This window comes from Bacillus sp. FJAT-27251 (genome assembly GCF_001273925.1).
GTDB lineage: Bacteria > Bacillota > Bacilli > Bacillales > Cytobacillaceae > Mesobacillus_B.
In genome coordinates, this window is record NZ_LIGG01000001.1 from 141,249 (window position 1) to 166,374 (window position 25,126).

General features: G+C 47.7%; 29 protein-coding genes. 13 read left to right on the top strand and 16 right to left on the bottom strand.

What is annotated here, in order from left to right; translation table 11 throughout:
* The first annotated feature begins 197 nt into the window (after positions 1-197).
* From ADU22_RS00700 to ADU22_RS00735, 8 genes are all read left to right on the top strand, one after another.
* Positions 198-2,600, top strand: coding sequence for a Na+/H+ antiporter subunit A (locus ADU22_RS00700; protein WP_053360432.1), 2,403 nt, complete (start codon positions 198-200; stop codon positions 2,598-2,600).
* Entirely contained in the window at positions 2,600-3,022 is a 423-nt protein-coding gene (locus tag ADU22_RS00705; protein WP_053364411.1) for a Na(+)/H(+) antiporter subunit B, read from the top strand. Before ADU22_RS00700 ends, ADU22_RS00705 begins: the two co-directional genes overlap by 1 nt.
* Positions 3,022-3,363 (top strand): Na(+)/H(+) antiporter subunit C, encoded by a 342-nt coding sequence (locus ADU22_RS00710; RefSeq protein ID WP_053360433.1) that lies wholly within the window; start codon positions 3,022-3,024, stop codon positions 3,361-3,363. Before ADU22_RS00705 ends, ADU22_RS00710 begins: the two co-directional genes overlap by 1 nt.
* On the top strand, positions 3,356-4,837 hold the full coding sequence (locus ADU22_RS00715) for a Na+/H+ antiporter subunit D (RefSeq protein WP_053360434.1): 1,482 nt from the start codon (positions 3,356-3,358) through the stop codon (positions 4,835-4,837). The genes ADU22_RS00710 and ADU22_RS00715 overlap by 8 nt, the downstream gene beginning before the upstream one ends.
* A 6-nt stretch (positions 4,838-4,843) precedes the next feature.
* Positions 4,844-5,320 (top strand): Na+/H+ antiporter subunit E, encoded by a 477-nt coding sequence (locus tag ADU22_RS00720; RefSeq protein WP_053360435.1) that lies wholly within the window; start codon positions 4,844-4,846, stop codon positions 5,318-5,320.
* Complete coding sequence (locus tag ADU22_RS00725; RefSeq protein WP_053360436.1) at positions 5,320-5,604, top strand: Na(+)/H(+) antiporter subunit F1; 285 nt, start codon at positions 5,320-5,322, stop codon at positions 5,602-5,604. Before ADU22_RS00720 ends, ADU22_RS00725 begins: the two co-directional genes overlap by 1 nt.
* A complete protein-coding gene (gene mnhG / locus ADU22_RS00730; protein WP_082252750.1) occupies positions 5,588-5,953 on the top strand; it encodes a monovalent cation/H(+) antiporter subunit G in 366 nt (121 codons plus the stop codon). The genes ADU22_RS00725 and mnhG overlap by 17 nt, the downstream gene beginning before the upstream one ends.
* 188 nt (positions 5,954-6,141) lie before the next feature.
* The gene (locus tag ADU22_RS00735; protein ID WP_053360437.1) at positions 6,142-7,290 is read left to right on the top strand and encodes an FAD-dependent monooxygenase; all 1,149 of its coding nucleotides are present in this window, start codon (positions 6,142-6,144) and stop codon (positions 7,288-7,290) included.
* 74 nt (positions 7,291-7,364) lie between these two features.
* On the opposite strand, the gene ADU22_RS00740 is transcribed toward ADU22_RS00735, so the two are convergent.
* From ADU22_RS00740 to ADU22_RS00765, 6 genes are all read right to left on the bottom strand, one after another.
* Positions 7,365-7,742: a hotdog fold thioesterase gene (locus ADU22_RS00740; RefSeq protein WP_053360438.1), complete on the bottom strand. Its 378-nt coding sequence runs from the start codon at positions 7,740-7,742 to the stop codon at positions 7,365-7,367.
* A gap of 30 nt (positions 7,743-7,772) precedes the next feature.
* Positions 7,773-8,378, bottom strand: a complete 606-nt coding sequence (locus ADU22_RS00745; RefSeq protein WP_053360439.1) for a DedA family protein — start codon at positions 8,376-8,378, stop codon at positions 7,773-7,775.
* A 198-nt stretch (positions 8,379-8,576) separates the two neighbouring features.
* Positions 8,577-8,846, bottom strand: coding sequence for a hypothetical protein (locus ADU22_RS00750; RefSeq protein WP_156324282.1), 270 nt, complete (start codon positions 8,844-8,846; stop codon positions 8,577-8,579).
* Between the two features lie 133 nt (positions 8,847-8,979).
* Complete coding sequence (locus ADU22_RS00755) at positions 8,980-10,293, bottom strand: Na+/H+ antiporter family protein (RefSeq protein WP_053360440.1); 1,314 nt, start codon at positions 10,291-10,293, stop codon at positions 8,980-8,982.
* Between the two features lie 187 nt (positions 10,294-10,480).
* Entirely contained in the window at positions 10,481-11,980 is a 1,500-nt protein-coding gene (locus tag ADU22_RS00760; RefSeq protein WP_053360441.1) for a leucyl aminopeptidase, read from the bottom strand.
* A 59-nt stretch (positions 11,981-12,039) separates the two neighbouring features.
* Positions 12,040-12,423 carry a DUF309 domain-containing protein gene (locus tag ADU22_RS00765; protein WP_053360442.1) on the bottom strand — a complete coding sequence of 128 codons (384 nt, stop codon included), beginning with the start codon at positions 12,421-12,423 and terminating at the stop codon, positions 12,040-12,042.
* Between the two features lie 123 nt (positions 12,424-12,546).
* Here ADU22_RS00765 and ADU22_RS00770 point away from each other — a divergent pair, with 123 nt between their 5' ends.
* A complete protein-coding gene (locus ADU22_RS00770; RefSeq protein WP_053360443.1) occupies positions 12,547-13,020 on the top strand; it encodes a divergent PAP2 family protein in 474 nt (157 codons plus the stop codon).
* Between the two features lie 15 nt (positions 13,021-13,035).
* Positions 13,036-13,812: a cobalamin-binding protein gene (locus tag ADU22_RS00775; protein WP_053360444.1), complete on the top strand. Its 777-nt coding sequence runs from the start codon at positions 13,036-13,038 to the stop codon at positions 13,810-13,812.
* Positions 13,813-13,867: 55 nt separating this feature from the next.
* Here the strand turns inward: ADU22_RS00775 and spsC are convergent, their stop codons facing one another.
* The 4 genes from spsC to ADU22_RS00790 all read right to left on the bottom strand — a co-directional run bounded on the left by spsC (position 13,868) and on the right by ADU22_RS00790 (position 16,545).
* The gene (gene spsC / locus ADU22_RS00780) at positions 13,868-14,467 is read right to left on the bottom strand and encodes a stationary phase survival protein SpsC (protein WP_053360445.1); all 600 of its coding nucleotides are present in this window, start codon (positions 14,465-14,467) and stop codon (positions 13,868-13,870) included.
* 93 nt (positions 14,468-14,560) lie between these two features.
* Positions 14,561-14,884 (bottom strand): YuiB family protein, encoded by a 324-nt coding sequence (locus ADU22_RS00785; RefSeq protein ID WP_053360446.1) that lies wholly within the window; start codon positions 14,882-14,884, stop codon positions 14,561-14,563.
* A gap of 109 nt (positions 14,885-14,993) precedes the next feature.
* A complete protein-coding gene (locus tag ADU22_RS24860; protein ID WP_197280005.1) occupies positions 14,994-15,119 on the bottom strand; it encodes a YuiA family protein in 126 nt (41 codons plus the stop codon).
* A 208-nt stretch (positions 15,120-15,327) separates the two neighbouring features.
* Positions 15,328-16,545: an NAD(P)/FAD-dependent oxidoreductase gene (locus tag ADU22_RS00790; protein WP_053360447.1), complete on the bottom strand. Its 1,218-nt coding sequence runs from the start codon at positions 16,543-16,545 to the stop codon at positions 15,328-15,330.
* Positions 16,546-16,940: 395 nt separating this feature from the next.
* Here ADU22_RS00790 and ADU22_RS00795 point away from each other — a divergent pair, with 395 nt between their 5' ends.
* Positions 16,941-17,936 (top strand): NAD(P)/FAD-dependent oxidoreductase, encoded by a 996-nt coding sequence (locus tag ADU22_RS00795; protein ID WP_053360448.1) that lies wholly within the window; start codon positions 16,941-16,943, stop codon positions 17,934-17,936.
* A 322-nt stretch (positions 17,937-18,258) separates the two neighbouring features.
* Here the strand turns inward: ADU22_RS00795 and ADU22_RS00805 are convergent, their stop codons facing one another.
* Both ADU22_RS00805 and ADU22_RS00810 read right to left on the bottom strand, forming a co-directional pair.
* Positions 18,259-18,621, bottom strand: coding sequence for a HesB/IscA family protein (locus tag ADU22_RS00805; RefSeq protein ID WP_053360450.1), 363 nt, complete (start codon positions 18,619-18,621; stop codon positions 18,259-18,261).
* A 133-nt stretch (positions 18,622-18,754) separates the two neighbouring features.
* Positions 18,755-18,994, bottom strand: a complete 240-nt coding sequence (locus ADU22_RS00810; RefSeq protein WP_053360451.1) for a YuzB family protein — start codon at positions 18,992-18,994, stop codon at positions 18,755-18,757.
* Between the two features lie 259 nt (positions 18,995-19,253).
* Between ADU22_RS00810 and ADU22_RS00815 the strand changes: the two genes are divergently transcribed.
* Positions 19,254-20,321 (top strand): NAD(P)/FAD-dependent oxidoreductase, encoded by a 1,068-nt coding sequence (locus ADU22_RS00815; protein WP_053360452.1) that lies wholly within the window; start codon positions 19,254-19,256, stop codon positions 20,319-20,321.
* A 570-nt stretch (positions 20,322-20,891) separates the two neighbouring features.
* Here the strand turns inward: ADU22_RS00815 and ADU22_RS00820 are convergent.
* Entirely contained in the window at positions 20,892-21,218 is a 327-nt protein-coding gene (locus ADU22_RS00820) for a YuzD family protein (RefSeq protein ID WP_053360453.1), read from the bottom strand.
* 152 nt (positions 21,219-21,370) lie between these two features.
* Between ADU22_RS00820 and ADU22_RS00825 the strand changes: the two genes are divergently transcribed.
* Positions 21,371-21,607, top strand: coding sequence for a NifU family protein (locus ADU22_RS00825; protein ID WP_046522371.1), 237 nt, complete (start codon positions 21,371-21,373; stop codon positions 21,605-21,607).
* 73 nt (positions 21,608-21,680) lie between these two features.
* On the opposite strand, the gene thrB is transcribed toward ADU22_RS00825, so the two are convergent.
* Genes thrB through ADU22_RS00840 form a run of 3 tightly spaced genes read right to left on the bottom strand, consistent with a single transcriptional unit; the run spans position 21,681 to position 24,963 of the window.
* Complete coding sequence (gene thrB / locus ADU22_RS00830; protein WP_053360454.1) at positions 21,681-22,610, bottom strand: homoserine kinase; 930 nt, start codon at positions 22,608-22,610, stop codon at positions 21,681-21,683.
* Entirely contained in the window at positions 22,607-23,668 is a 1,062-nt protein-coding gene (gene thrC, locus ADU22_RS00835) for a threonine synthase (protein ID WP_053360455.1), read from the bottom strand. Before thrC ends, thrB begins: the two co-directional genes overlap by 4 nt.
* Positions 23,665-24,963 carry a homoserine dehydrogenase gene (locus ADU22_RS00840; protein ID WP_053360456.1) on the bottom strand — a complete coding sequence of 433 codons (1,299 nt, stop codon included), beginning with the start codon at positions 24,961-24,963 and terminating at the stop codon, positions 23,665-23,667. The genes thrC and ADU22_RS00840 overlap by 4 nt, the downstream gene beginning before the upstream one ends.
* Positions 24,964-25,126 lie beyond the last annotated feature (163 nt).

The window sequence follows — 25,126 nt, forward strand, 5'->3', positions numbered from 1 at the left end:
GTTTTGGCGTGCCTTTTATACTTCTTGGCGTCTGAGCAGTCGAGCATGCATGGCTTCTGGATTTTACGGTATAATGTGTTTGGAACGCTAGGTGAGGAATGATTCCTGCGCTGTTTGCCAAAGCCAGCTTTGGTTAAAATAAACGGAGAGTCTTAAGCAGGACGAATTTACTATTGCATTTAAAGGAGGTTATGTACTTGTCTTTGCTTCATCTTGCCATTATTTCTCCATTAATATTGGCACTATTCATTCCATTAGTACATAAGACAGTTTCAAAAATCCATACCGGCTGGTTTCTGCTGCCGCTTCCTGTTGCCCTGTTCGCCTATTTCCTGTCCTTTTTTGGGGACGCAATAGGCGGACAAGCCATCATGGAAACATTGGCATGGATTCCATCCCTGGGAATTGATTTCAGCGTGAGAGTAGACGGGCTGGGTCTCCTATTTGCCCTTCTGATTACTGGCATCGGTTCCCTCGTTGTCCTTTATTCCATTTACTACCTTTCCATGGAAAAGGAAAAGCTTAACCAGTTTTATGTTTTTTTGCTTCTATTTATGGGAGCAATGCTCGGAGTGGTCCTCTCCGACAACTTTATCGTCCTGTATGCCTTTTGGGAATTGACCAGCTTCTCGTCTTTCCTGCTGATCGGCTATTGGAACCATCGTGAACGTTCTCGCTACGGAGCGCAAAAATCGATGCTGATTACCGTATTTGGCGGTTTGGCCATGCTCGGAGGAATCATTCTCCTCTACCTGATGACCGGAACGTTCAGCATTTCGGCTACAGTCGCCATGGCTGGCGATATTGTCGGACACTCCCTGTTCATCCCTGCCTTGATTTGTATCCTGCTTGGCGCATTCACAAAATCGGCCCAGTTCCCATTCCATATCTGGCTGCCCGATGCGATGGAAGCACCGACTCCAGTCAGTGCGTACCTGCACTCGGCTACGATGGTAAAAGCAGGAATTTACCTGGTTGCCAGGCTGACTCCTGTCTTCGCTTACGAAGGCCTGTGGATTTGGCTGGTTGGAGGCATCGGCCTGTTGACCTTGTTCTGGGGCTCCTTCTCGGCAGTTAAGCATACCGACCTGAAAGGAATCCTTGCCTACTCCACCATCAGTCAGCTTGGCTTGATTATGTCCCTGCTTGGTGTGGGAGCAGCAGCACTCCATTTCCCCGAGATGGAAGATGGCTATTTTGCTGTTGCCGTCACAGCTGCGGTATTCCATTTAATCAATCATGCAACATTCAAGGGAAGTTTGTTCATGGTGGTCGGAATTGTCGATCATGAAACCGGTACGCGTGACATCCGCAGGCTGGGCGGGTTGATGACGGTTATGCCTATCACGTTTACACTGGCATTGATCGGTTCCTTTTCAATGGCCGGCCTTCCGCCATTCAATGGATTCCTGAGTAAGGAAATGTTTTTTACCGGCATGCTCCGCGCCCAGGAAATCGGACTGTTCAATATGGAAAGCCTTGGTTTGCTCTTCCCGATTGTTGCCTGGGTCGCAAGCGTATTTACGTTCCTGTACAGCATGATTATTGTGTTCAAAACATTCACAGGAAAATTCCAGCCTGAAAAGCTGGAGGTAAAACCTCATGAAGCACCGATCGGGATGCTGATTTCACCGGTCATTCTTGTTTCTTTGGTTGTCATTATCGGGTTGTTTCCGAACCTCGTCGCCCCGTTGATTGAATCTGTCATGGCTTCCATCCTTCCGCCGCTGCTGGCAGCCGGCCAGGATTTTGATGTGCATATCTACCATTGGCACGGTCTTTCTCCGGAATTGTTTATGACTATCGGCGTCATCCTGGCGGGTATCCTGCTTTATAAATTCATGCCAAAATGGGCAGGCATATACAACCGCATGCCAGAACGTTTTTCCCTGAATTCGTTCTACGACAAGGGACTGGAGAACATCCAGCGAGGTGCCGGTAAGTTGACAGGCGCTTATATGACAGGGTCGATCCGCTCGTATCTGTTTTATATTTTCACCTTCTTCATCTTGAGCCTGGGAATCACCTTGTTCCTGAAGGATGCTTTTGTATTGGATATGTCCAATGTGGCCGAAATCCGTGCGTTTGAGCTGGTGCTAGCCGTGATAACAGCTGTTGCCGCCATTTCCGTGCTGTTTGCCAAATCAAGACTTTCGGCGATCATTTTATTGGGAGCTGTCGGTTATTCCGTTTCCCTCTTTTATGTAGTCTTCAGGGCGCCGGACCTGGCCTTGACCCAGCTGGTGATTGAAACGGTATCGGTAGCGCTATTCCTGCTGGCCTTTTATCACTTGCCGAAGCTCGGCAAAAATGTAGAAGATAAGCGTTTTAAAGTTGGGAACCTCGTCATCTCGATTGGTGTTGGAACCATTGTTACGCTCATTGCCCTTTCGGCGCATAGCAGTAAAATGTTTGATTCCATTTCCCAATACTATATTGAGAATACTTATAAAAAAGCAGCCGGGGAAAACATGGTCAACGTGACGCTCGTTGATTTCCGGGGATTTGATACACTGTTTGAAATCGCCGTTCTGGGAATCGCCGCTTTAGGAATCTACTCCCTGATTAAGCTGCGTATGACAAGGGGGAGAGAACAATGATGAAAACAAATAATCTCATTTTGCAGACTGCAACAAAGGTATTGTTGTTTGTCATCGTTTTGTTTTCCATCTATATGTTTTTTGCCGGGCACTATGAGCCGGGCGGCGGGTTTATCGGAGGCCTGATGACGTCGGGGGCAATTGTTCTCCTGCTGCTGGCTTACGATATAAAAACAGTGTCAAAAGCCCTGCCATTCGATTATAAAAAGGTGGTAGCGGTCGGCCTCTTGTTTGCCGCCGGCACAGCTGCCGGGGGGCTATTATTCGGAAAGCCGCTGCTAACGCACTGGTTCACCTATGTAGACCTTCCGCTGCTGGGAGAAACATCGCTTCATACAGCGGTCTTGTTTGACATTGGTGTGTACCTCGTCGTCATCGGAACCACGATGACCATTATTCAAACGATTGGAGAGAGTGAATAATGGAGATAGTCATGTCTGTACTGATTGGAATTCTCTTTATGTCTGCGACATATCTCATGCTTTCCAAAAGCTTGCTGAGAGTAATTGTCGGAACAGGATTGCTCAGCCATGGAGCCCATCTGCTAATTTTGACCATGGGCGGCCTGAAGACCGGAGCAGCTCCCCTTCTCGGCCAAAATGCTGAATCCTATACCGACCCGCTCCCGCAAGCATTGATTCTGACAGCAATCGTTATCAGCTTTGGAATAACCGCCCTTTTCCTTGTAGTTGCCTACCGCAGCTATCAGGAACTTGGCACAGATAATTTGGAGCTTATGAGAGGAAAGGAAGGAAATGAATAGTCTAATTGTCTTACCGTTACTAATACCCTTGTTTACCGGGACTATCCTGATATTCTTTGCTAAAAATACTCTGGCCCAGCGCTGGATTTCAGCTGCCGGGTCCATTCTAATGGTCATCGCCTCACTATGGCTGGCAGCCACGGTATACAACGAGGGCATTCAAACCATGAATCTCGGGAACTGGGAAGCACCTTTTGGAATTACCCTCGTTTCTGATATGCTTTCGGCCCTGCTGGTCGTCACGACAAGCCTGATCGGTTTTGTGTGTCTGCTTTATTCCTTCCGGTATATTGAAAAGGAACGGGAAGAACATTTTTACTACCCTGTCTTCTTCTTCTTGCTTTTAGGAATAAACGGGGCTTTTACTACAGGCGACATATTTAACCTGTTCGTCTTCTTCGAGGTCATGCTTATGTCTTCCTATGTCCTGCTTGTGTTGGGCGGAACGAAGATTCAGCTGAGGGAGACAATCAAGTATCTTCTTGTGAACGTGATTGCATCAGCATTGTTTGTTGTCGCTGTGGGTTACCTTTATTCCGTTGTTGGGTCACTCAATATGGCACATATTTCTGTACGGCTTGCTGAGATGGGACAATCAGGAATCATAACCGTCATTGCTGTCTTGTTCCTGATAGTATTCGGGGCCAAAGGTGCACTTTTCCCGCTTTACTTCTGGCTTCCCGGGTCCTATTACGCTCCGCCCGCTCCCGTACTGGCCATGTTCGGAGCATTGTTGACAAAAGTGGGGATCTACTCCATCGCCAGGACCTATACTTTACTGTTTAACCAGGATACCGGCTTTACGCACGGGCTTTTGGAAGTACTGGCCATTCTTACAATCATCGTGGGCGTCATCGGAGCAATCGCCTTTTCCGATATTAAAAAGATCATCATCTATAACATCATTGTAGCCGTCGGTGTCATTCTCTTTGGTGTTGCAACGTTTACGCAGGAATCCCTTGCCGGGTCCATTTTTTACATCATTCATGACATGAATATAAAAGCTACTTTATTTCTGCTTATAGGCATTGTCATTAAAATAACCGGTACTTCGGACATGAGGAAAATGGGCGGCCTCATTCACAGCTTTCCTGCCCTTGCCTGGACCTTCTTCATCGCAGCGGCTGCTTTGGCTGGAATTCCGCCATTGAGCGGTTTCCCCGGCAAGGTCCTGATCATCTCATCCGGCTTTGCAAATGGAAACTACTGGGGAGCAGCCGTTGTCCTTTTATCTAGCTTGTTCGTTCTGTTCTCTGCTATGAAAATCTTCATGAATGTGTTTTGGGGAGAGCCGCAGACCTATGCAAACCAGGAAAAAGTTCCTGTCAAATGGCTGCTGGCTTCACCAGCMATCCTGACTGTTTTTGCAGTTCTATTTGGATTCGGCACCGAGGCGCTGTATCCGGTCATCATGAATGCTGCCGAGACACTGAGCAATCCGGAAATCTATATCAATGCTGTGTTAAAGGAGTAGGTGGCTATGGCATTTCAAATTTTGTTGAATTTCGTTCTCGCTTTTGTATGGATGTTCCTGAAAACCAGCTACACTCCGGCGACATTCATTGTGGGCTATTTCTTTGGCCTGCTGATCCTATTTTTCTTCCGGGGATTTTTCCAAACCCGGTTTTACCTAATGCGCGTTTATGCAATCATTCGGCTGGTGCTGATTTTCATTAGGGAATTGATTTTATCCAATCTTGCGGTACTCAGGCTTGTCCTGAAGCCAAAATTGGATATTCGCCCCGGAATTTTTGCCTTGCCGATTGAGCTGGAGCGGGACTGGGAAATCCTCCTGTTATCCAATCTGATTACCCTGACGCCCGGAACACTCGTTGTTGATGTGTCCCCGGACAACAAAACACTATATGTACATGCTGTCGATATCGATGATTTGAATGATGCGGTGAACAGCATTAAAAATTCGTTTGAAAAAGCGATTATGGAGGTGAGCCGATAATGTTTGAAACTCTTCTATACATAGCATTGTTCCTGATTACCGTAGCGATGTTCGGGCTCATCTACCGGGTCATCAAAGGGCCGACGATTCCTGACAGAGTCGTTGCCCTGGATGCTTTGGGAATCACTTTAGTAGCTGTGATTGCCATTTTATCAATCATCCTGCGCACAAATGCGTTTTTGGATATCATCCTGCTGATTGGAATTTTGGCGTTCATAGGCACAGTAGCCTTTTCCAAATATCTAGAGAAAGGAGTGGTCATCGAACGTGACAGCAATCTATGAAATCATTGTCATGGTGTTTATCCTTTCCGGTACATTTTTGACTCTGGCGGCCGCCTTCGGGGTGATCAGGCTTCCTGATATTTATACCCGAAACCATGCCGCTTCCAAAGCGACCACTTTGGGAGCCATGCTGATCCTGCTAGGAGCGATGTTTTACTTTCTCTTTTTTGAAGACCACTTTAACTCCCGGCTTGTACTCGCCATTTTGTTCATTTTCATGACGGCTCCGGTATCCGGACACCTGATTGGCCGGGCGGCCTACAATTCAGGCGTCAAGCTCTGGAATAAAAGTGTTGCCGATGAGCTTGAAAGGGATCGAAAAAAAGTGAACCAAGGAAAATCGGTTTAATTGTAAAGGAGCTTTCCGAAGACCGTTCGAATGGACGGGATTCGGAAAGCCTTTTTTATTTTCTTGAAGATTTTTTGACAGATTGCATTCAACACGTGAATTTACTGATTGTTCGAATTTTATCCACATCATGCTATTTCCTTCCATCGTATAGTATAGATAGCAAACTTCGAGGGGAGGAACACAAAATGGCTGGCGAAAGGGTTGCGATTATTGGCGGAGGTATTGGGGGGATGTGCACGGCACGCGCCTTGCAAATTCGGGGGATAAAGGCGGAAGTTTATGAAAAAGGCACGCAATCCAACCTGTCATCAGGTCCCGGGCTTATTCTTGGCGGCAATGCATTAAAAGCCCTAGATGCCCTTGGCGTCGGCACGGACATTCGTAAAGCTGGCGTGAGTTCAGACAGCTTCACTATTTATTCAGAATGGGGCAGGTCGATTGCAGACTTGAACTGCCGGTCACAAAAGGACTCTACTGCTTTCCTGTTCATTCTGCCCGAAGACTTCCTTGCCATCCTTAAAGCTTCACTCTCACCCGGCACTCTCCATTATCAGAAAGAACTGATCGACTTTGAGGACAATGACCACAATATCCATTTAATCTTCAAGGATGGAACCGCCGTCAGCTGTGACTATCTCATCGGCTGTGACGGCAAACATTCATTTCTCCGCTCCAGGCTCCTCCCGGACATAAAACTGAAGTTCTCTGGATATACAGCTTGGCGAGGGGTCCTTGACCCCGATTGCGATGCCAGGGCATTGTATACCGAGACATGGGGGCCTAGGGGGCGTTTCGGCACCGTTCCACTTCCGGATGGGAGGCTGTATTGGTATGCGATTAAAAAAATCGCCCCCGATGGAGCGTCATACGAAAAATGGGCCTCCCTGGATCTGCTCTTCAATTTTTTCTCCTATCATGAACATATTCAGAGAATTCTCGAAAAAACGGAGGATAAACATATTGTCAGACATGATTTGTATGAACTGGAGCCGCTTCGGCAATATTTGATTGGCAGGATCCTGCTGCTGGGAGATTCCGCGCATGCTGCCCATGCCGATTTGGGCCAGGGAGCTTCGCAGGCCATTGAGGATAGCATCTGCCTCGCCAAGCGGGTTAAACAGGGCCATCCCCTAAAGGATTCTTTCAGGCAATATGAACAGGACCGGCTTTCCAGGACCAGCCAGGTGGCGCAGGAAATGAAGCTGTTCAGGAAAACAGCACAACTTGAAAAGCCTTTTCTATGCGTTCTTCGAAATATTTTGCTGAAACTATTGCCCGCGAAGTTCCATGAGAACAGGCTGAAAAACCTTTTTGAAATAGAAACGTCCTACTAGGAAAAGCCGCTGGGTCCAGGAATTTGTCCATCCTGAATAAAAAAATCCGGGAATGTTTCCCGGATCCTTTTCACTTACCTGAGCTTTATCACCGCAATGGTGCACCTTGACACGCAGACAAGCTTGGACTCTTCGTCTTCTATTTTAATTTCCCAGACCATGGTGGTCCTCCCTTGATGAAGTGCGGTTCCCGTAGCTGTTACGATTCCGTCCCTCTTCGCGCGGATATGGTTGGCGTTGATTTCGAGGCCGACAACCGCCTCTTTTTCCTTATCGACAAGCTCATAAGCACCAACGCTTGCCACCGTCTCCGCAAGAGCCACAGATGCCCCGCCATGAAGAAGTCCAAACGGCTGACGGGTACGGTCATCAACCGGCATGGTTGCGACAACCCTTCCTTTTTGCAATTCAATAATTTCAATTCCTAATGATTCCAGCAGCGTTTTTTCCATCCTTTGTGTCCCCCCTGTAAAGTAATCAACCTATCTTCCAATGGCCCTTGGCCTGCTTCGAACCTTCCTGCGGACAAGCCACATTGCCAGCACTGAGAAGACAGCTATGGCAGCGAGCCCAAATTCCTTCCCGTATTTTAAAATCATCGCACTATGGTCCCCAAAAAGATAGCCAATCGTAAAAACGATTGTGAGCCACACTAGCGCCCCTGTATAAGAGAAAAGGGCAAACACCCGGAAAGGCAGTTTACTAAACCCATACAGAAGCGGAACAAAGTTCCTCACACCGGGAATGAAATAACTGAGTGTGAGTGAGAACGCATGGTATTTTTCCATAAAAACAAGGGAGTGGCTGATGCTTTTTGAAAATCGTTTCCGTTTTTCCATGAAATTCAGCAGTCTCCTGCCCAACAGGCGGCCAAGCAAATACAGCGTTGTTAAAGCTGCCAGGATTCCGGCATATGTAACCAGGAAAGCCGCTGCAGGATGAAGCACTTTCATGGCAGCTGCAAACCCGACCGTCAGCGTAAACACCTCATTTGGAACAGGAACGCCAAAAATCCCCATCCAGAGCCATAAAAACAGGCCAAGATAACCTTTTTCATCGAGAATGCCCATGATGAGATCCAAGTCCATGCCATCTTCTCCTTCACTCAGCTTTCCAGTTATGAGGAATATATTATAAGGTTATTATTAAACAGTTCGCTATATCCTTCCTAAATCCTTTTTTCACTGGTTTCAATTTTTTACCCATCTTTCGCGATATGGACACTTCCCTTTAAGGAGTGCAAGAAAAAAACAGCTCCCTGTGAAGAGCTGTTTTCCTTCCTTCTATTACCAGTAAGGATATCCTCCAAATCCTGCTCCATAACCAAATCCCGGTCCAAATCCTGCGCCATAGCCAAATCCCGGTCCAAATCCTGCGCCATAGCCAAATCCTGGCCCAAATCCTGCGCCATAGCCAAATCCTGCCCCATATCCATAAGGCCTGAATAGCGCCCCTCCCAAAAATCCGCCAAGCAGTCCGCCCAGGAACGGTGCGCCAAATAAAAGGCCTGGTCCAAAAAATCTGCTGTTTCGGTATGGTGTTATCATAGGATGCATTTCGGGTTCCCTCCTTCAAAAGTAGAAATGCCTTCCCTACTTCATATGCAAACAACCCAGAAAATGCATGGGCAAACAACCAGCCCATTGAAAAACAGCCTCCATTGGAGGCTGTCTTGTGCTTACGCATTTCTTATAATACCATTGCGGCAATCCAGCCGAAAACAATCAAAGGCAGGTTGTAGTGGACAAATGTCGGCACGACTGTGTCCCATATATGGTTATGCTGGCCATCGACATTCAATCCGGCTGTCGGTCCAAGAGTACTGTCAGAAGCAGGTGAACCTGCATCTCCCAGTGCCGCGGCGGTTCCGACAATGGCAACAGTCGCCATCGGGCTGAAGCCAAGCTGCATCGCCAGCGGAACAAAGATGGTGGCAATAACAGGGATGGTGGAGAAGGATGAACCGATTCCCATTGTGACAAGCAGGCCAACCACAAGCATCATCAGGGCGCCCAATGCTTTATTGTTGCCGATGGCAGCGGCAGACCATTCCACCAGCTGGGCAACATGGCCCGTTTCCTTCAAAACATCCGCAAAGCCGAAAGCCGCGAGCATGACAAAGCCTATAAAGGCCATCATTTTCATGCCGTCTGTCAGCAGCTGGTCCGCCTCGTTCCATTTGATGGATCCGCTAAGATAAATAACGGCGATTCCCGATAATGCCCCGATAATCATCGAGCCAGTAGTCAGCTGGACAGCCAATGCAGCCACAATTCCAACTACAGAAAAGAGAATGCCTCTTTTGGAATAAACGCCTTTGCTGGCTTCCACTTTCCCGGCCTGAAGGTAGTTCCTCGGCTTCCGGTACGAAACGAATATGGCAATCAGCAGGCCGAAAAGCATTCCCGCGGCGGGAATCAGCATCGCAGCCGGAATATCCGAAGCTGGGACAGTCAAGCCGCTATCCGCCATGTTCGTTTGCAGGATACCTTGGAAGATTTTTCCGAATCCTGCAGGCAGCAGCATATAAGGAGTCACAAGTCCAAAAGTCAGCACAGAGGCAATCAGCCTTCTGTCGAGCCGCAGTTCATTCATGATATATAAAAGCGGTGGAATTAAAATTGGTATAAAGGCAATATGAATAGGAATCAAATTCTGGGAAAAGATGGACATCAACAAGATGAAAAAAATAATCAGAATCTTCGAAAGACTTTTCGCTCTCTGATCCCCCTGCTTCCCAATAAAGGACAACATCGACTCTACGAGCATATTCGGAAGGCCGGTTGCCGAAATGGAAAGCGCGAATCCCCCAAGCAATGCATAACTTAGAGCTACTTCCGCACTTCCTCCCAATCCATTCGCAAAAACTTCTATCGTCTTATCCAGTCCAAGTCCGCCTGTCAATCCGCCTGCCAGGGCCCCGATGATAAGGGAAATAACAACGTTTACCCTAAGGAGGCTAAGGACAAGCATAACCAGGACAGCAATTACTACTGCGTTCATGGTGGTCCCCTCTCTGGTGTTGTAAAATAAAATCCTTTAGTTTGGTAAATTGGTAGAGAATTAAATTACATGTTCTAAAATAGCATGCTCCTATTTACATGTCAACGACTAATTTATGAGAGCGGCCCATACAAAAAGGAGGCAGCCGGTATGCACTGGCTGCCTCCTTTTCCATTTTTCGCATCTTTTAGTTTCCTTCGAATCTTTCAACCAGCAAGGCCAATGTCCGCACCATCACACCCGTTGCACCCGCAGGTCCCAGTTCATGGTCTTTGGCGGTGGTCGCTGTCMCGGCGATGTCCAGGTGAACCCACGGGGTCTGCTCGGCGAACTCGCCAACAAAGGCGCCGCCCATGATGGCATGGCCCTCGCGTCCCGGGGAATTATTCAAATCGGCGATTTTGCTGTTGCGCACCCGTTCGCGGTCCTTCTCGAACAGAGGAAGCCTCCAAATCGGCTCACCTGCTTCATAGGACGCTTCAAGCACTTGCTCAAACCATCCTTCATTGTTTGTAAGCGCCCCAGTCGTATCCGTGCCAAGCGCGATGATGACCCCGCCTGTCAGCGTGGCGACATCCACCAGATACTCCGCCCCATGATGTTTGGCATAGGTCACGGCATCGGCAAGCACCAGGCGTCCCTCCGCATCCGTATTGAGCACTTCAATTGTCTTTCCGCTCATTGAGGTAATCACATCATCCGGCTTGAACGCTGTACCGCTTACCATATTATCCGTTGACGGAATGACGGCCACCACGTTTTGTTCAGGCTTAAGCTCCCCAATCACTTCCATGGCGCCAAGCACAGCCGCAGCGCCGCCCATGTCGGATTTCATCCCGACAATCCCGTCCTTTGGCTTTAGCGAATAGCCTCCAGTATCAAAGGTAATTCCTTTTCCGACCAGGCCAATGACATCTTTCCATTCGTCTTTGCCCTGGTACTTGAGAACAATCATCTTTGGAGGCTCTGCTGAACCCTGGTTAACTGCCAGCATCGCTCCCATTCCAAGCTTCTCCATGTCCTCCTTCTCAAGGATTTCAACTTCAAAGCCATATGTATCCCCCAGTTTGCGTGCATATTCCGCCATATCTGATGCAGTCAGCATATTGCCTGGCAAATTCACGAGGGTGCGTGCCGAGTTCACGCCTTTTCCATGCACATGTCCCACTCCCACGGCCGCTTCAATTTCCTTCGCTTCCTCACCTGATGCATAGATTGTCAGGCTTTCCATGTTTCTTTCCGGTTCGTTCTTCTGTTTGTATCCTTCAAATTCGTAGGTCGCCAGCTGGCAGGCTTCACCAAAAGCATGGGCTGCATCCAGATGATCAACTTCCCCGCTTGCAAACGTGTCGAGGAGCACAGCCCCTTCCGTCAGCTTGTCTTGTTTCAGGGTTTTAAACAGCTTGCCAAATGCATCGCGAAGCAGCTCGAAGGAAAATTCCTTTTCAGGCCCCAGCCCGACAAAATACAGCCTCTTAGCCTTGATTTTTCCGAAGGTGTGCACTTTGGACACACTCTTTTTCCTGGTGCCGATATCGCCGCTTTTGATCAGTTCTTTCAGCTGGCCATTAAAAAGTCCATCAAGTTCCCACATTGTTCCTTCAAGGGCAGCCGATTTATGGAAAATGCCAATAATCAAACATTCATGGGCATTGGCCGCGTCCCAGTCTCTTTTAATTTGAAACAAATCTGTCACCTCCAAAATATATCTTCATTATAACCAAACCTGTCATTTATTTCGAATCCCTAATCATCCTGAAGATACAAAAAAAGCGGAGGCAAAGCTGGCAGGTGGTCCACAGCGGTATAAGGCACTTGGTCTATTCCCGGAGGAATAATCTCCAGGCAGTCCTCAATAAATTCCAGGACCTTCTCTAGGTCCAGCCCCCAGTAAAAGGGCCTGTATCCCTGAAGATAGTCATGGGCCGCCTTCATCATGAGCCTGGTTCCTTTCACATTTCCGTAGCTGTAATGATAGAGCGCGACGCTCATCTGCAAAAGCCCTTTTAAAAATAAATTCCCTTTTTCCTCCATCCACATTTCTTCCAGGAGGTCATGGCATGTGTAGTAATCACCTTCATTGAAGCTGATAAAAAACTCGTAATATTCCATAKGGTAGTCATGGCCCATCTTGCACACCTCCATGTTGGTGCTAACGGTATCATATCAGATGGGAACTCCCCGTGAAATGATTATGTGATTTTACAAATCTTGCTGTACAATAAAGTAAATGAATAAAGGGAGGAATACCCCATGGAAATTCTGTTCAATTTCCCTTTATGGGCATCTTTGGCAGCGATCTTCTTTGCCCAGTTCGTTAAAGTTCCTATCCAGTTTATCGCTACCAAAAGGCTTGACTGGTCTCTGCTCACCAGCACAGGCGGAATGCCGAGTTCCCACTCCGCGGCTGTCACAGCCCTTTCAACCGGTGTAGCCCTGGAAACAGGCCTTGATTCCCCGGTGTTCGCCATTTCTGCCATTTTTGCGATCATCACGATGTTTGATGCAACTGGAGTCCGGCGCCAGGCAGGGGAACAGGCCATTGTGCTGAACCAGCTGGTAGCAGACTTTAATAGAATCATTGAAGATGCGAAGGATTGGCCCAAAAAGCCTGAACAGGAAAAGCGCAGGGAACTGAAGGAACTGCTGGGCCATAAACCAATTGAGGTTTTCTTTGGCGGCCTTACAGGCATTTTCCTTACTTTGCTGCTTCATTATCTTGTTTAGAAAGGGGGAAAAGGGATGAGAGTCTTATCATTATGTCCCAGCAATACGGAATTGATGGCATTCCTTGGACAAACAAGCCTGCTGGCCGGAGTGGATGATTTTTCCGATTGGCCCAGGGAAATTGACAGCCTTCCCCGGCTTGGACCCGACTTGTCCATCAACCTCGATCTGGTGGAAGACCTGAAACCTGATTTGGTGCTTGCTTCCCTCAGTGTGCCTGGAATGGAAAAGAATGTGGAAGGCCTCCGGGCCCGGGGAATTCCGCATCTCGTTTTAAATCCCCAATCCCTCATGGATATTGAGCAAGATTTGATCCTTACAGCTGAAGCTCTGGGAATACCGGAAACAGGGCAAATAGCAGCATTGGATTATCGGAGAAGGCTTGAGGCAGCTTCCAGGAAAAAACCACCATCAGGTCGCAGGCCAACCTTATACTGGGAATGGTGGCCCAAACCAGTCTTTACGCCTGGAAAAGGAAACTGGCTTACGGAACTATCGAATGCAGCCGGAGCCCGCAATGTATTTGATGACAATGAGTCAGCAAGTATCCAGACAGACTGGGAAGACGTCCTCAAACGCCAGCCGGACTTTATTTGCCTCGCCTGGGTCGGTGTCCGGAGGGAGAAAATCAATCCTTCCCTTATCAGGAAAAGGCCGGGATGGAATGATCTTGAAGCCGTCAAAAAAGGGAGAGTCTTCATTCTTGATGAGGAACTGTACTGCCGCCCTTCCCCAAGACTGCTGGACGGATTGGAGAAGCTTTCCTCCCTGCTTGACAATACTGGATTTTAAAACCCAAACAGGCTGGCATCCAACCTTATGGTGCCAGCCTTCTTCTTTATAAATATCATTCTTTATACTGCTGCCTGAACACTTGGAGGGCAGCATCTTCGTTCATTTCCTTCAGGTCCGCCTCCGTGAGGCTTCCGTCCCCCATTTTAATAATGGATACCTCAATGGTCCTTTTGCCCCACTGATTATAGACATCTTCCACTGTATCATAATACAAATCCAACTTATTTCCCTTAATCGCCCCGCCCTTATCGGCAACCACCCCATAGCCATAATCGGGTATAAAGAGGACCGTTCCAATCGGGAACACGTTCAGGTCTGCAGCTATGGTCGAAAACAAGTCCCGCTTTACCTCTACACCTGAGTAAGTGATTCCATAGCTTGGATGGCCCGGGTTTTTCCCGGTCGATTCAGCTCCTGCCGTGTACCCTGTAGCAATGACCGTTTTTTTCGGATATTGCGTCCAGTCGACAGATTCTTCAAGACTTTGACTTGGGCTGGCGGCATCCGCGCTCGCCGGAATGTCATCATGATAAAAATATTTCATAATCGTACCAGCATCCACTCCCGAAATCGAATGGAGGGTCGTCAGCAGGGCAGCCACGAAAAGGATGGACATAAAAAAGCGCCTTGCCCATATTTTTATTATGTACATAGAACTCTTTCACTCCTCACAAAACTATTATTTGCCCTAAGGAGGAGGAAATATTCCCAATCTCATATAAAAAACCTTCATTAAATGAAGGTTTTAAAACATCTGGTACCCTTTTTTGCGCAAAAGCCTAATGACAAACCCTGCAGCAATGGCGCCTGCCAGACCGCAGCCCAGGATAGCTATATCAGCGGGAGCAAGGCTGGCAATCTTGCTGCCAAGCTCCCGAAAAGCAGGTCCGCTATTCCGAAAGTATTCAATGAATCTTACATCATCAATGATAAAGATTGTGATGACAGGATATAGGATAGCCATGATCCATGACATTCTAAGCAGCATGTTCAATAAAAAGCCTATCCCAAAAAATAACACAAAGAAAAGCAGCATTGATATAATCAATGTGACAATCGTTAATTCCACGATGATTCCCCCTATTTTCCATCATTCCTAGTTTACTGAATGACCAAGCAGCTTGTCTAGGGGAAAAGAAAAAACCCTGCAGAGTGCAGGATTTGAATTAAAATATTCACTATTGCTTTTCTTTTCCGGATCCTTCGCAGCAGGAACAGGTTTCCGAACCGCCCAGCAGAAGCTGGAAGTACCCTTTACCTGAGCAATAAGGGCACTCTTTATTTTCACCTTTGTATTGGCTCATCGTCCTCTCTCCTTTAATCTTTGAATTTTCTGATAATATAACAATATCTTCAGAAAATGAAAAGATTCATTTTAGGTAAAAATAGGTCGTGTAAACGGATACATAAGGCTTTTCCTTCCACATGCTGATTCTAGCTTAAAATTTCAGAAAATTACAATATCTTTTAAACGTATAAAAAAACAGACCCGGAGGCCTGCCTTTTTTTAACTTACAAAATGTTGAATTTTCCTTTTTTCATGACTAGCGATGGGCCACCGATCATGAATAAGGCACGGTTATCAATCATTTTCTTCATGAAGGATGCTTTTGAACCGACCAGCTTTTTACCAAATGCCACTCCAATCGCATCGTCTTCACCAAGGGAACATACTGTTCCTTTGATATCGGGAGTGAACGTTTCAAGGTCGCCTTTGCCACGGACAAGAGCTGCAATATTGCGTGCGCAAACTTCACCTTGCTGCATGGCAATCTGAGCTGTTGGCGGAAATGGACGATTGATTTCTTCATTGATAATCAATGAGCAGTCACCCACGATAAAGACGTTTTCTGACCCTGGAATCMTCAAGTCAGGCTGCACTTTCACCCGGCCGCGCATCGCTTCGATTCCAGACTTCTCGATTACGGAGTTTCCGCGTACGCCCGCTGCCCAAACAACAGTGGCGGCTTTGATTTCTTCTACTTCCTCTTCTCCCTTGGCAACAATGATGCCTTCAGGTGTAGCTTCCTTGATGGCTGTTCCAATACGGAACTCAATGCCTTTCTTTTCAAGGTAGGAGACCGCATAATCGACAAGCTCAGGGTCAAATCCTGGCAGAACCATTGGCGCTGCTTCTACGCAAACAACCTTTACCTTATGGTAGTCCACGTCATATTCTTTGCAAAGTTCAGGAATGCGGTTGGCAAGTTCGCCAAGGAACTCGATTCCTGTGAAGCCGGCTCCGCCGACGACGATTGTGAGCCTTTCGTCCTTCTTCACTTCCTCAGTGTTATAGGTAGCGAATTGGTATTCGATATGCTCACGAAGCTGCCTTGCCGAATTTACATTGACAATGGAGAAGGCATAATCCTTCAGACCCTTGATTCCAAATGTTTCAGGCTCAGCTCCCAGGGCTACCACCAGGTAATCATAAACAACGTCACCGCTATCCAGGATGACACGGTTCTCTTCCATTCTTACCTCTTCCACTGTACCTTGAACAAACTCAACCTTTTGACGGTCAATGACGTCGCGAACATCGTAACGAACGCGGTCATGATGAAGCGTGCCTGCAGATGCTTCATGCAGCCAGGTTGTTTCGTAGTGGTAATCATTTTTATTAATGAGGACAATGTCAGCTTCGTTGACTCCAAGCTGTTTTTGCAGCCTTGTAGCTGTCATAAGTCCACCATAACCTGCTCCTAGAATAACAATTTTTGGCTTTCTCAAAGTGATCACTTCCACCTTTGTATAAAATTTGTCTAAAAATGCTTACTCTTATCTTTTACTGCTTTTAAAAAAATTACTATATCATAAAAAATAAGATAAAGGCTGTGCTTTGTGATTTTTTTCACTAATACAGACAAGAAAAATTACTATAATTGTCACACAAACTTAACAATTTATTGACCCATCTCTCATGATATTCTTTTTACCTTCTATTTTCAAGAGGCTAATAGGACAAAAATTTTCATTTCCATCCTTTTTCTTGAATTAATTCAGGTCTTTTTGTTAAAAATCAGGGAACAGGGAGCCTAATATAACGCTAATTACCGATGTTCACTAACGTTTTATGGTATTATATAAAATGGAGTTATTTTGCTACATAGTGAGGGGGATATGGAGTGAAAGAAGATCAAAAAGTGTATGACATCACCATTATCGGTGGAGGACCTACTGGTTTGTTCACTGCTTTTTATGGCGGAATGAGACAGGCATCCGTAAAAATCATTGAAAGTCTTCCGCAACTGGGCGGCCAGCTATCTGCCCTTTATCCGGAGAAATACATATATGATGTGGCCGGCTTCCCAAAGGTCCGCGCCCAGGAATTAATCAACAACCTGAAAGAACAAATGGCAAAATTCGACCCAACCATCGTGCTCGAGCAAGCTGTGGAAAAGCTGGAAAAATTGGAGGATGGCAACTTTAAGCTGACAACAGACAAGCAAACCCACTACTCCAAGACCATCATTATCACTGCCGGGAACGGTGCTTTCCAGCCTCGCCGCCTCGAACTCGAAAGCGCTTCTCAGTATGAAGGCAAAAACCTTCATTATTTTATTGATGACCTTAATCAGTTTGCCGGCCAAAAGGTCGCGGTATTGGGCGGCGGCGATTCCGCAGTGGATTGGGCGCTGATGCTTGAACCGATTGCTGAACAGGTGACAATCGTGCACCGCCGCGACAAATTCCGGGCCCATGAACATAGTGTGGAAAACCTGCAGAATTCAAAAGTTGATATTAAAACACCATACGTCCCAGTGGACCTGGCCGGAAATGGAGCCGCCATTAATCAGATTATTCTTCAGGAAGCAAATGGGGACGGAAAAGTCGCCATTGATGTGGATGCAGTCATTTGCAATTTCGGATTTGTTTCTTCCCTCGGCCCAATTAAGGAATGGGGACTGGAAATCGAAAAGAATTCCATTGTCGTTAACTCAAAAATGGAGACGAACATTCCTGGCATCTATTCTGCCGGAGATATCTGCACCTATGACGGCAAGGTAAAGCTGATTGCCTGCGGATTCGGCGAAGCGCCAACTGCAGTGAACAACGCAAAGGCCTTTTACGATCCAAAAGCAAAAATTCAGCCGCTTCATAGTTCATCGATGTTTAAGTAGCAACGAAAAGCGGAAGCGCCTTGCTCAGCCCCGACAAGCGCTGGAGGGCCGGCAGGTGAAGTCGTTCTTTGACTTCATCGGACGGACCGATCTAGAAAAGCGGAGCCGACTGGTAGGAGCGACAAGCGTAAGACAGAATCCTTCAGAAGGCGTTTTTTGCCTTCTGAAGGATTCTGGCTTGCGACTCGAGCTCCTAGGAGGCAAAGCCAGACAAGCGACTCGAGGGGGTAGGCGCTGGAGCTAGACATTTATCTAAGTCTAGCAAGTCATACTTTCTTATTCCAATAAAAAAAGCAAGGTGGCTTTCACCTTGCTTTTTTGCTTAACAATCCTCAGGCGTCCCTGCGTTTGTTGCGGTTTTGAAAGAAGAACCGCAGCCGCAGGAAGCGATGGCATTCGGGTTGTCGATTGTGAATCCCCCGCCCATCATGGACTGCTTATAATTGATCACAGTCCCCTTCAAAATCGGAATACTGTCTTTATCAACGAGAATCCTGATGCCATGTTGTTCCAATTCGCTGTCGCCCTCTTCGACTTCATGGGCAAATCCCATTCCATAGGAGAGACCGCTGCAGCCGCCACCCTTTACTGCCACTCTAAGGAAGGCTCCTTCCTCTTCATTGTGTTTCATCATATCTTTAATCTGGAGGGCAGCCTCTTCGGTAATTATAACGATTTGTTCCATTTTTTTGCCTCCTGTCCCGGGAAAATCCCTTCTTAATAACTATTATATACAGTGTGTTCCTGCTCCTCAACCAATCGGTTTCACTAAAAACGGGAGCTATCTATATCAGCCGGCTGCATAGGCAGCCCCGGAATTAAAACATCGGATTGTCTTCGATGTGCTGGTAAATCTTTTCCACAAGCTCCTCTGGTGTTTCAGCAGTGACGGGCTCACCGTCGACAAGGGCATACAAGGACTTGGCGCATTTGCCGCAATAGCTTAGGCATCCATACTCGATGATATCGAGATTGGAATCCCGCTCCAGCTGCTCAAGAGCTTTTTGCGCTCCATTTGCCAGATTGCTGATGCAAAATTCAACGATCGGCACAATCATTTCCTATCACCTCTCTACTAACTGTTAATCCTACCTTTTTTTATGGGTATCGTCAATGTTCCCTGTCCTTCAACGAAGGGTGCTGCTCGGCTTATATTTGTTGTTATTTTGTCACAACTTCGTTATAATTCTTATGGAGTTTAAGACTAAATCTATTTTGGAATATTATTTAGAACGGAAAGCAAGCGGTTCCACAAAGTGAACATTGTACCAACATGAAGGAAAGTAAAGGAAGAGAGCAGAGAAGGGGATAGTAATGATGAAAAATCTGGTTATTCTCGGGGGCGGTTATGGAGGCATGAGGATGCTTCACCGGCTTCTGCCGAATGAGCTGCCAAATGATGTAACAATTACGCTAATTGACCGGTTCCCATACCATTGCTTAAAGACTGAATATTATGCGCTCGCGGCCGGCACCATTTCCGACCAGCATATCCGGGTGGCATTCCCGGAGCATCCACGATTGAAGATCAAGTACGCAGAAGTCACGGAAGTTAAGCTCGATGGACAAGTTGTCTGCCTTCAGTCTGGTGAAGAAGTTCCATTTGATGACCTCGTCATCGGACTTGGTTGCGAGGACAAATATCATGATATTCCAGGTGCGAAGGAGTTTACCTATAGCATCCAGACGATTGAAAAATCAAGGGCAACATACCAGGCCCTAAACAATCTTCCGGCAGGTTCAACTGTTGCGATCGTGGGCGGAGGGCTGAGCGGCGTCGAGCTTGCCAGCGAACTGAGCGAAAGCAGAAACGACCTTAACATTAAGCTGTTTGACCGCGGCAAGCATATCTTGTCGGCTTTTTCCGAAAGGCTGAGCACGTATGTGGAAAACTGGTTTGACACGCACTCGGTTGAGATTATCAATAAAGCGAATATTACTAGAGTAGAAGAGGGCATCCTTTATAATCATGACGACCCTGTGTCGGCTGATGCCATCGTATGGACAGCCGGAATCCAGGCGAATAAAATCGTTCGCGATCTTCCTGTTGAAAAAGATGGAATGGGCCGGGCCATCATTACTCCAAGGCACCACCTGCCGAAATATGAAAATGTCTTTATCCTGGGAGACTGTGCGAGCCTTCCACACGCACCAAGCGCCCAGCTGGCAGAGGGGCAGGCTGAACAGATTGTTGTCGTCCTTACAAAGCGATGGAAAGGCGAAGAAGTACCAGAGTCCTTCCCGCCAATCAAGCTGAAGGGCGTACTTGGCTCCCTCGGCAAAAAACACGGCTTCGGATTAGTCGCAGAAAGACCGATCACCGGCCGTGTCGCCAGGCTGTTAAAGTCCGGCGTGCTGTGGATGTATAAATACCATAATGGATAAAAGAAAACCGAAGCCGGTTGAAAAGAGCCTTGAGAAACCTCAAGGCTCTTTTTTAGCTGTTAAAACCGGGGTCCATCGATATAGAGTTTCGCTTTCGGACAGCTTACGGCGTTTTACCTGCATTCCTGTCCGAATAAGACCTGCTTTCGGACAGCTCCTAGCGTTTCACCTGCACTCCTGTCCGAATGAGGCCCGCTTTCGGACTGCTTACGGCGTTTCACCTGCAGACCTGTCCGAATGAGACCCGCTTTCGGACAGCTTACGGCGTTTTTCCTGGACTCCTGTCCGAATGAGACCTGCTTCGGACTGCTTACGGCGTTTTTCCTGGAAGCCTGTCCGAATGTGACCTGCTTTCGGACTGCTACACGGCGTTTCCCTGCAGACCTGTCCGAATGTGACCTGCTTTCGGACTGCTTACGGCTTTTTCCCTAGAGACCTGTCCGAATCAGACCCGCTTTCGGACTGCTTATGCCGCTATTCCTGGACTCCTGTCCGAATCAGACCCGCTTTCGGACCTTTCCGAAAGCCCCCCCTGTATGCGCACACCCATCTCCCTAGCTAGCTCTCCCGCTAGGCTGGCTGGTAGCCGTACTTCTCCATTTCGGCAAAAATTGTTTTCAGGCGCGGATTGCCTTCCCCGACGACCTTCCCCTCAAGGAGAACGACGGGATAAAACATGTCTTCTTCAATTACCTGCTGTGCGAAGCTTTTCTTGTCCTCATCTTCCGGAGGATTGAAAATGTCTACATAAGAGATCTTAAAGCTCTGATTGCTGTATTTTCTGCCAACAGCCGCTTCCAGCCATTCATAGGTTTCCCTGGATGATGGCAAATTGACACAGCTCGGGCAGAGCTGGTCGGCTCCATAAACCACAATCTCGACTTCTTTTTGAAGCACAAGGCATTCCCCCCATCAGTATAATTACATTTTACAATAATGTGACCATCATGCCTAAGAAAATACTATCCCTGCAGGGTTTTTAGTTTTAACCAATAGATTTTTCAACAGGATGCGATTATAATAGGAATTATGAAAGGAGTCGATTTTACATGTCTGAGCAACAAATGTTTGAACAAGTCCAGGAAGTATTAGATAAATTGCGTCCATTCCTTCTGCGTGACGGCGGTGACTGTGAATTGGTCGATGTGGATGAAGGCGTGGTAAAATTGCGTCTGCTCGGTGCATGCGGAAGCTGCCCAAGTTCTACAATCACATTGAAGGCTGGAATCGAGCGCGCTCTTTTAGAGGAAGTACCGGGCGTTGTCGAAGTAGAACAAGTATTTTAATCTATCGTATATATGCGGCCGTGCCACTGGGCATGGCTGTTTTTATTATTATGTATCAATAAAAAAAAGCCCATTAAATTGGGCTTTTTTTATTGTCTTGATGGATGATGGAAGTATGGCTGCCACTCCGCTCGATTTCGAGCTGGACAATTTTCATCGCGCTTAGGGAATTTTCCAGGGATTGCGCCAGTTTTTTACCTTTGCCCGGTTCTGCAAGGCATAGGAGTGATGGTCCCGCCCCGCTTAGGGCCGTTCCGAATGCCCCGGATTCCAGGGCAAGCTGTTCAACCTCGTCCCACCAGGGAATCAGCTTCCGGCGATAAGGCTGATGGAAGCGGTCGCTGGCCATCATCTTGCCTGCCACCCGCCAATTTCCGGTAAAAAGGGCCGCCAGCAGCTGATTGGCCACTGCACTTGCCTCCACTGCCTGGGAAAACGCAATCTCCTCAGGAAGGACTTCCCGGGAGGATTCTGTCAATAATTCATCGTCGGGAATGACGGCTACAAGATCCATTTCAACAGAGTGAACCGGAGTCAGGTCAATCCCGGTCTCGAGCTGACTGCCAACGACCAGGCCGCCATAAATGGAGGCTCCTACATTGTCCGGATGCCCTTCAATACCAGCAGCGATTTCCAGCTTCTCCTGCCTTGAGAGCTGAAGCCCGCAAAAATGGCTTGCCAGCTCGATTCCCGCAATAATGGCTGCCGCACTGGAGCCCAGCCCGCGGGCAAGGGGAATATCGCTCTGGACCGCCAGCCTGCATGGCGGCATTTCCCTGCCGTATAATTTTGCTGTCCTGATGGCCATTTGGGCGATAAAGTGCTCGCTGTCACGCGGGAACCTTTTTAGTTCCTCGCTTAAAGGAATGATATCCCAGTGGGAATGGACTTCCGCTTCCACACTTAGGTACAGGTTGACCGCTAGCCCAATCGAATCGAATCCCGGCCCCAGGTTTGCCGAACTGGCCGGCACCTTGACGGTGAACATTCCTCCGCCCTTCATCGGTAGACAACTCCGCGGATATGTTCACTTACCTTTTCTTCATCATTTGGCAGGACGACAGGCTTAATAGTGCTGCATTCAATAGCCGTCGCCGGGTCCTTTAGGCCATTTCCGGTAAGGACGGCAACAATCCTTGAACCGCGCGGAATTTGGCCTTGCTGCAGCTTCTTGAAAACACCGGCAAGGGAAGCGCATGATGCTGGTTCGGCAAACACTCCCTCAGTGGAGGTAAGGGTACGGTAGGCTTCCAGGATTTCTTCATCAGAGACTTCGCCAATCTTTCCATCTGACTCATCTCTTGCATTAACCGCCAAATGCCAGCTGGCTGGATTTCCAATTCTGATGGCAGTGGCGACTGTTTCAGGGTTTTCAAACACCCTGTCATGGACAATGGCAGCCGCCCCTTCGGCTTCAAAGCCAAACATTTGCGGCAGGCATGTTCCTTTTGCTGCATCATACTCCTTGAACCCTTTCCAGTAGGCGGAGATGTTTCCCGCGTTTCCTACAGGGATAGCCAAAATATCCGGCGCGCTTCCAAGCTGGTCGCAGATTTCAAACGCAGCTGTTTTTTGGCCCTCAAGCCGATATGGATTGACCGAGTTGACCAGGGCCACTGGCTCGGTTTCACTAATGTTTCTCACCATTTTCAATGCCTCGTCGAAGTTGCCTTCAATCGAGATGATGTCTGCCCCATACATGACTGCCTGGGCAAGTTTCCCCATGGCAATTTTGCCTTCCGGGATGACGACGATGCAGCGCATGCCAGCCCTTGCGGCATAGGCGGCCGCAGCAGCCGAGGTATTTCCGGTCGAGGCGCAGATGACCGTGTCGCTTCCGTCTTCCTTGGCCTTGGCCACTGCCATGACCATCCCTCTGTCCTTGAAGGATCCTGTCGGGTTTGTCCCCTCCGTTTTTACATAAAGATCGACACCCCACTTTTCGGACAATGAGTCCAGCCGAATCAAAGGTGTATTCCCCTCATGCAATGTCAGTAAGGGAGTGTTATCATTTACGGGAAGATATTCCCGGTATTCCTCCAATAAGCCTTTCCATCTCACGCCCCAGCACTTCCTTCCACCCGGTAAGAACTCTTGACTTCCTTCAATGCCTTCAAATCCCGCAGCTCCATCAATATTTCCTCATAATCTTTAAGGGACGCTTTGTGGGTAACGAGAACGATTTCAGCCAGACCTTTTTCCTTTACCGGCAGTTGAAGGATTTTTTCAAAGCTTACTCCATGTTTTGCGAATACAGAAGTAATCTCGGCAAAAACACCTACCTCATCTTTTACATGGAGCCTTAAGAAATACTTGGAGAAGATTTCTTCCGGAGCCTTCAGGTTTTTTTCATGCTGAGGGGCAATGGCCGAGCTTCCATTCACCTCAAGGCGCATGTTTTTCACCACTCCGACCAGGTCGGAAACAATCGATGTCGCTGTAGGCAGGCTCCCGGCTCCCGGGCCATAGAACATGGTCTCACCCACTGCTTCGCCGTATACATAAACCGCATTGTATTCATTATGCACCGACGCAAGCGGATGGGAATGCGGCAGCAAGGTTGGCTGAACACTGACTTCCACTCTTTCCCCGTCGCGATGGGCGATTCCGAGCAGCTTCATTGTATAGCCAAGCTGTTTCGCATAATGAAGGTCTTCTTCGGTTACCTTGGTGATTCCAGTTGTCTTTACGTCATCGAGATCTACTTTCATTGAGAATCCCAAAGTTGCAAGGATCACCATCTTGCGGGCCGCATCAAGCCCTTCCACATCCGATGCAGGATTGGCCTCGGCATACCCAAGCGCCTGGGCTTCTTTTAGAACATCCCCATAAGCGAGCCCTTCCTGTGACATTTTCGTCAAAATATAGTTGGTCGTTCCATTGACGATGCCCATCAGTTTGGTAATCCGGTCGGAAGCAAGTCCATCGACAAGGCTTCGGATAATCGGGATGCCGCCTGCCACACTCGCTTCGTAAAATAGGTCGCAGCCATTGGCGGATGCCGCCCGCAGCAGCTCTGAGCCGTAGATGGCCATCAGGTCCTTATTGGCTGTGACAATATGTTTTTTATTTTCAATTGCCTGAAGCAATAGCTCTCTTGTTTCTTCCACGCCGCCCATGACTTCGATGACCACATCGATGCCAGGGTCATTAATGATTTCATTGACATCTGTCGTTAAAACACTCTCGTCAATTTTTACGGCTCTTTCCTTCCCCAATTCCTGAACAAGGACTTTTTTCACCTGGATTGGGCAGCCTACCTGATGCATCAGCTTATCCTGATGGTTTTCTATAATCTTGATTACCCCGCTGCCAACCGTGCCAAGTCCGAGCAGTCCAATCGAAATCGCCTTCATAATTTCTCCTCGCTTTCTGTTCTCCAGTCGTAAACACTTGTCTTTGTATAGTAGACATTATAGTTATTGTTTTCTTTATTTACAAGGGATTTTGCCTAAAAAAATAATGTAAACGCTTCAGAGTTCAACTATTTGGAAATTTCAGCTGAATAGCAAAAGAACC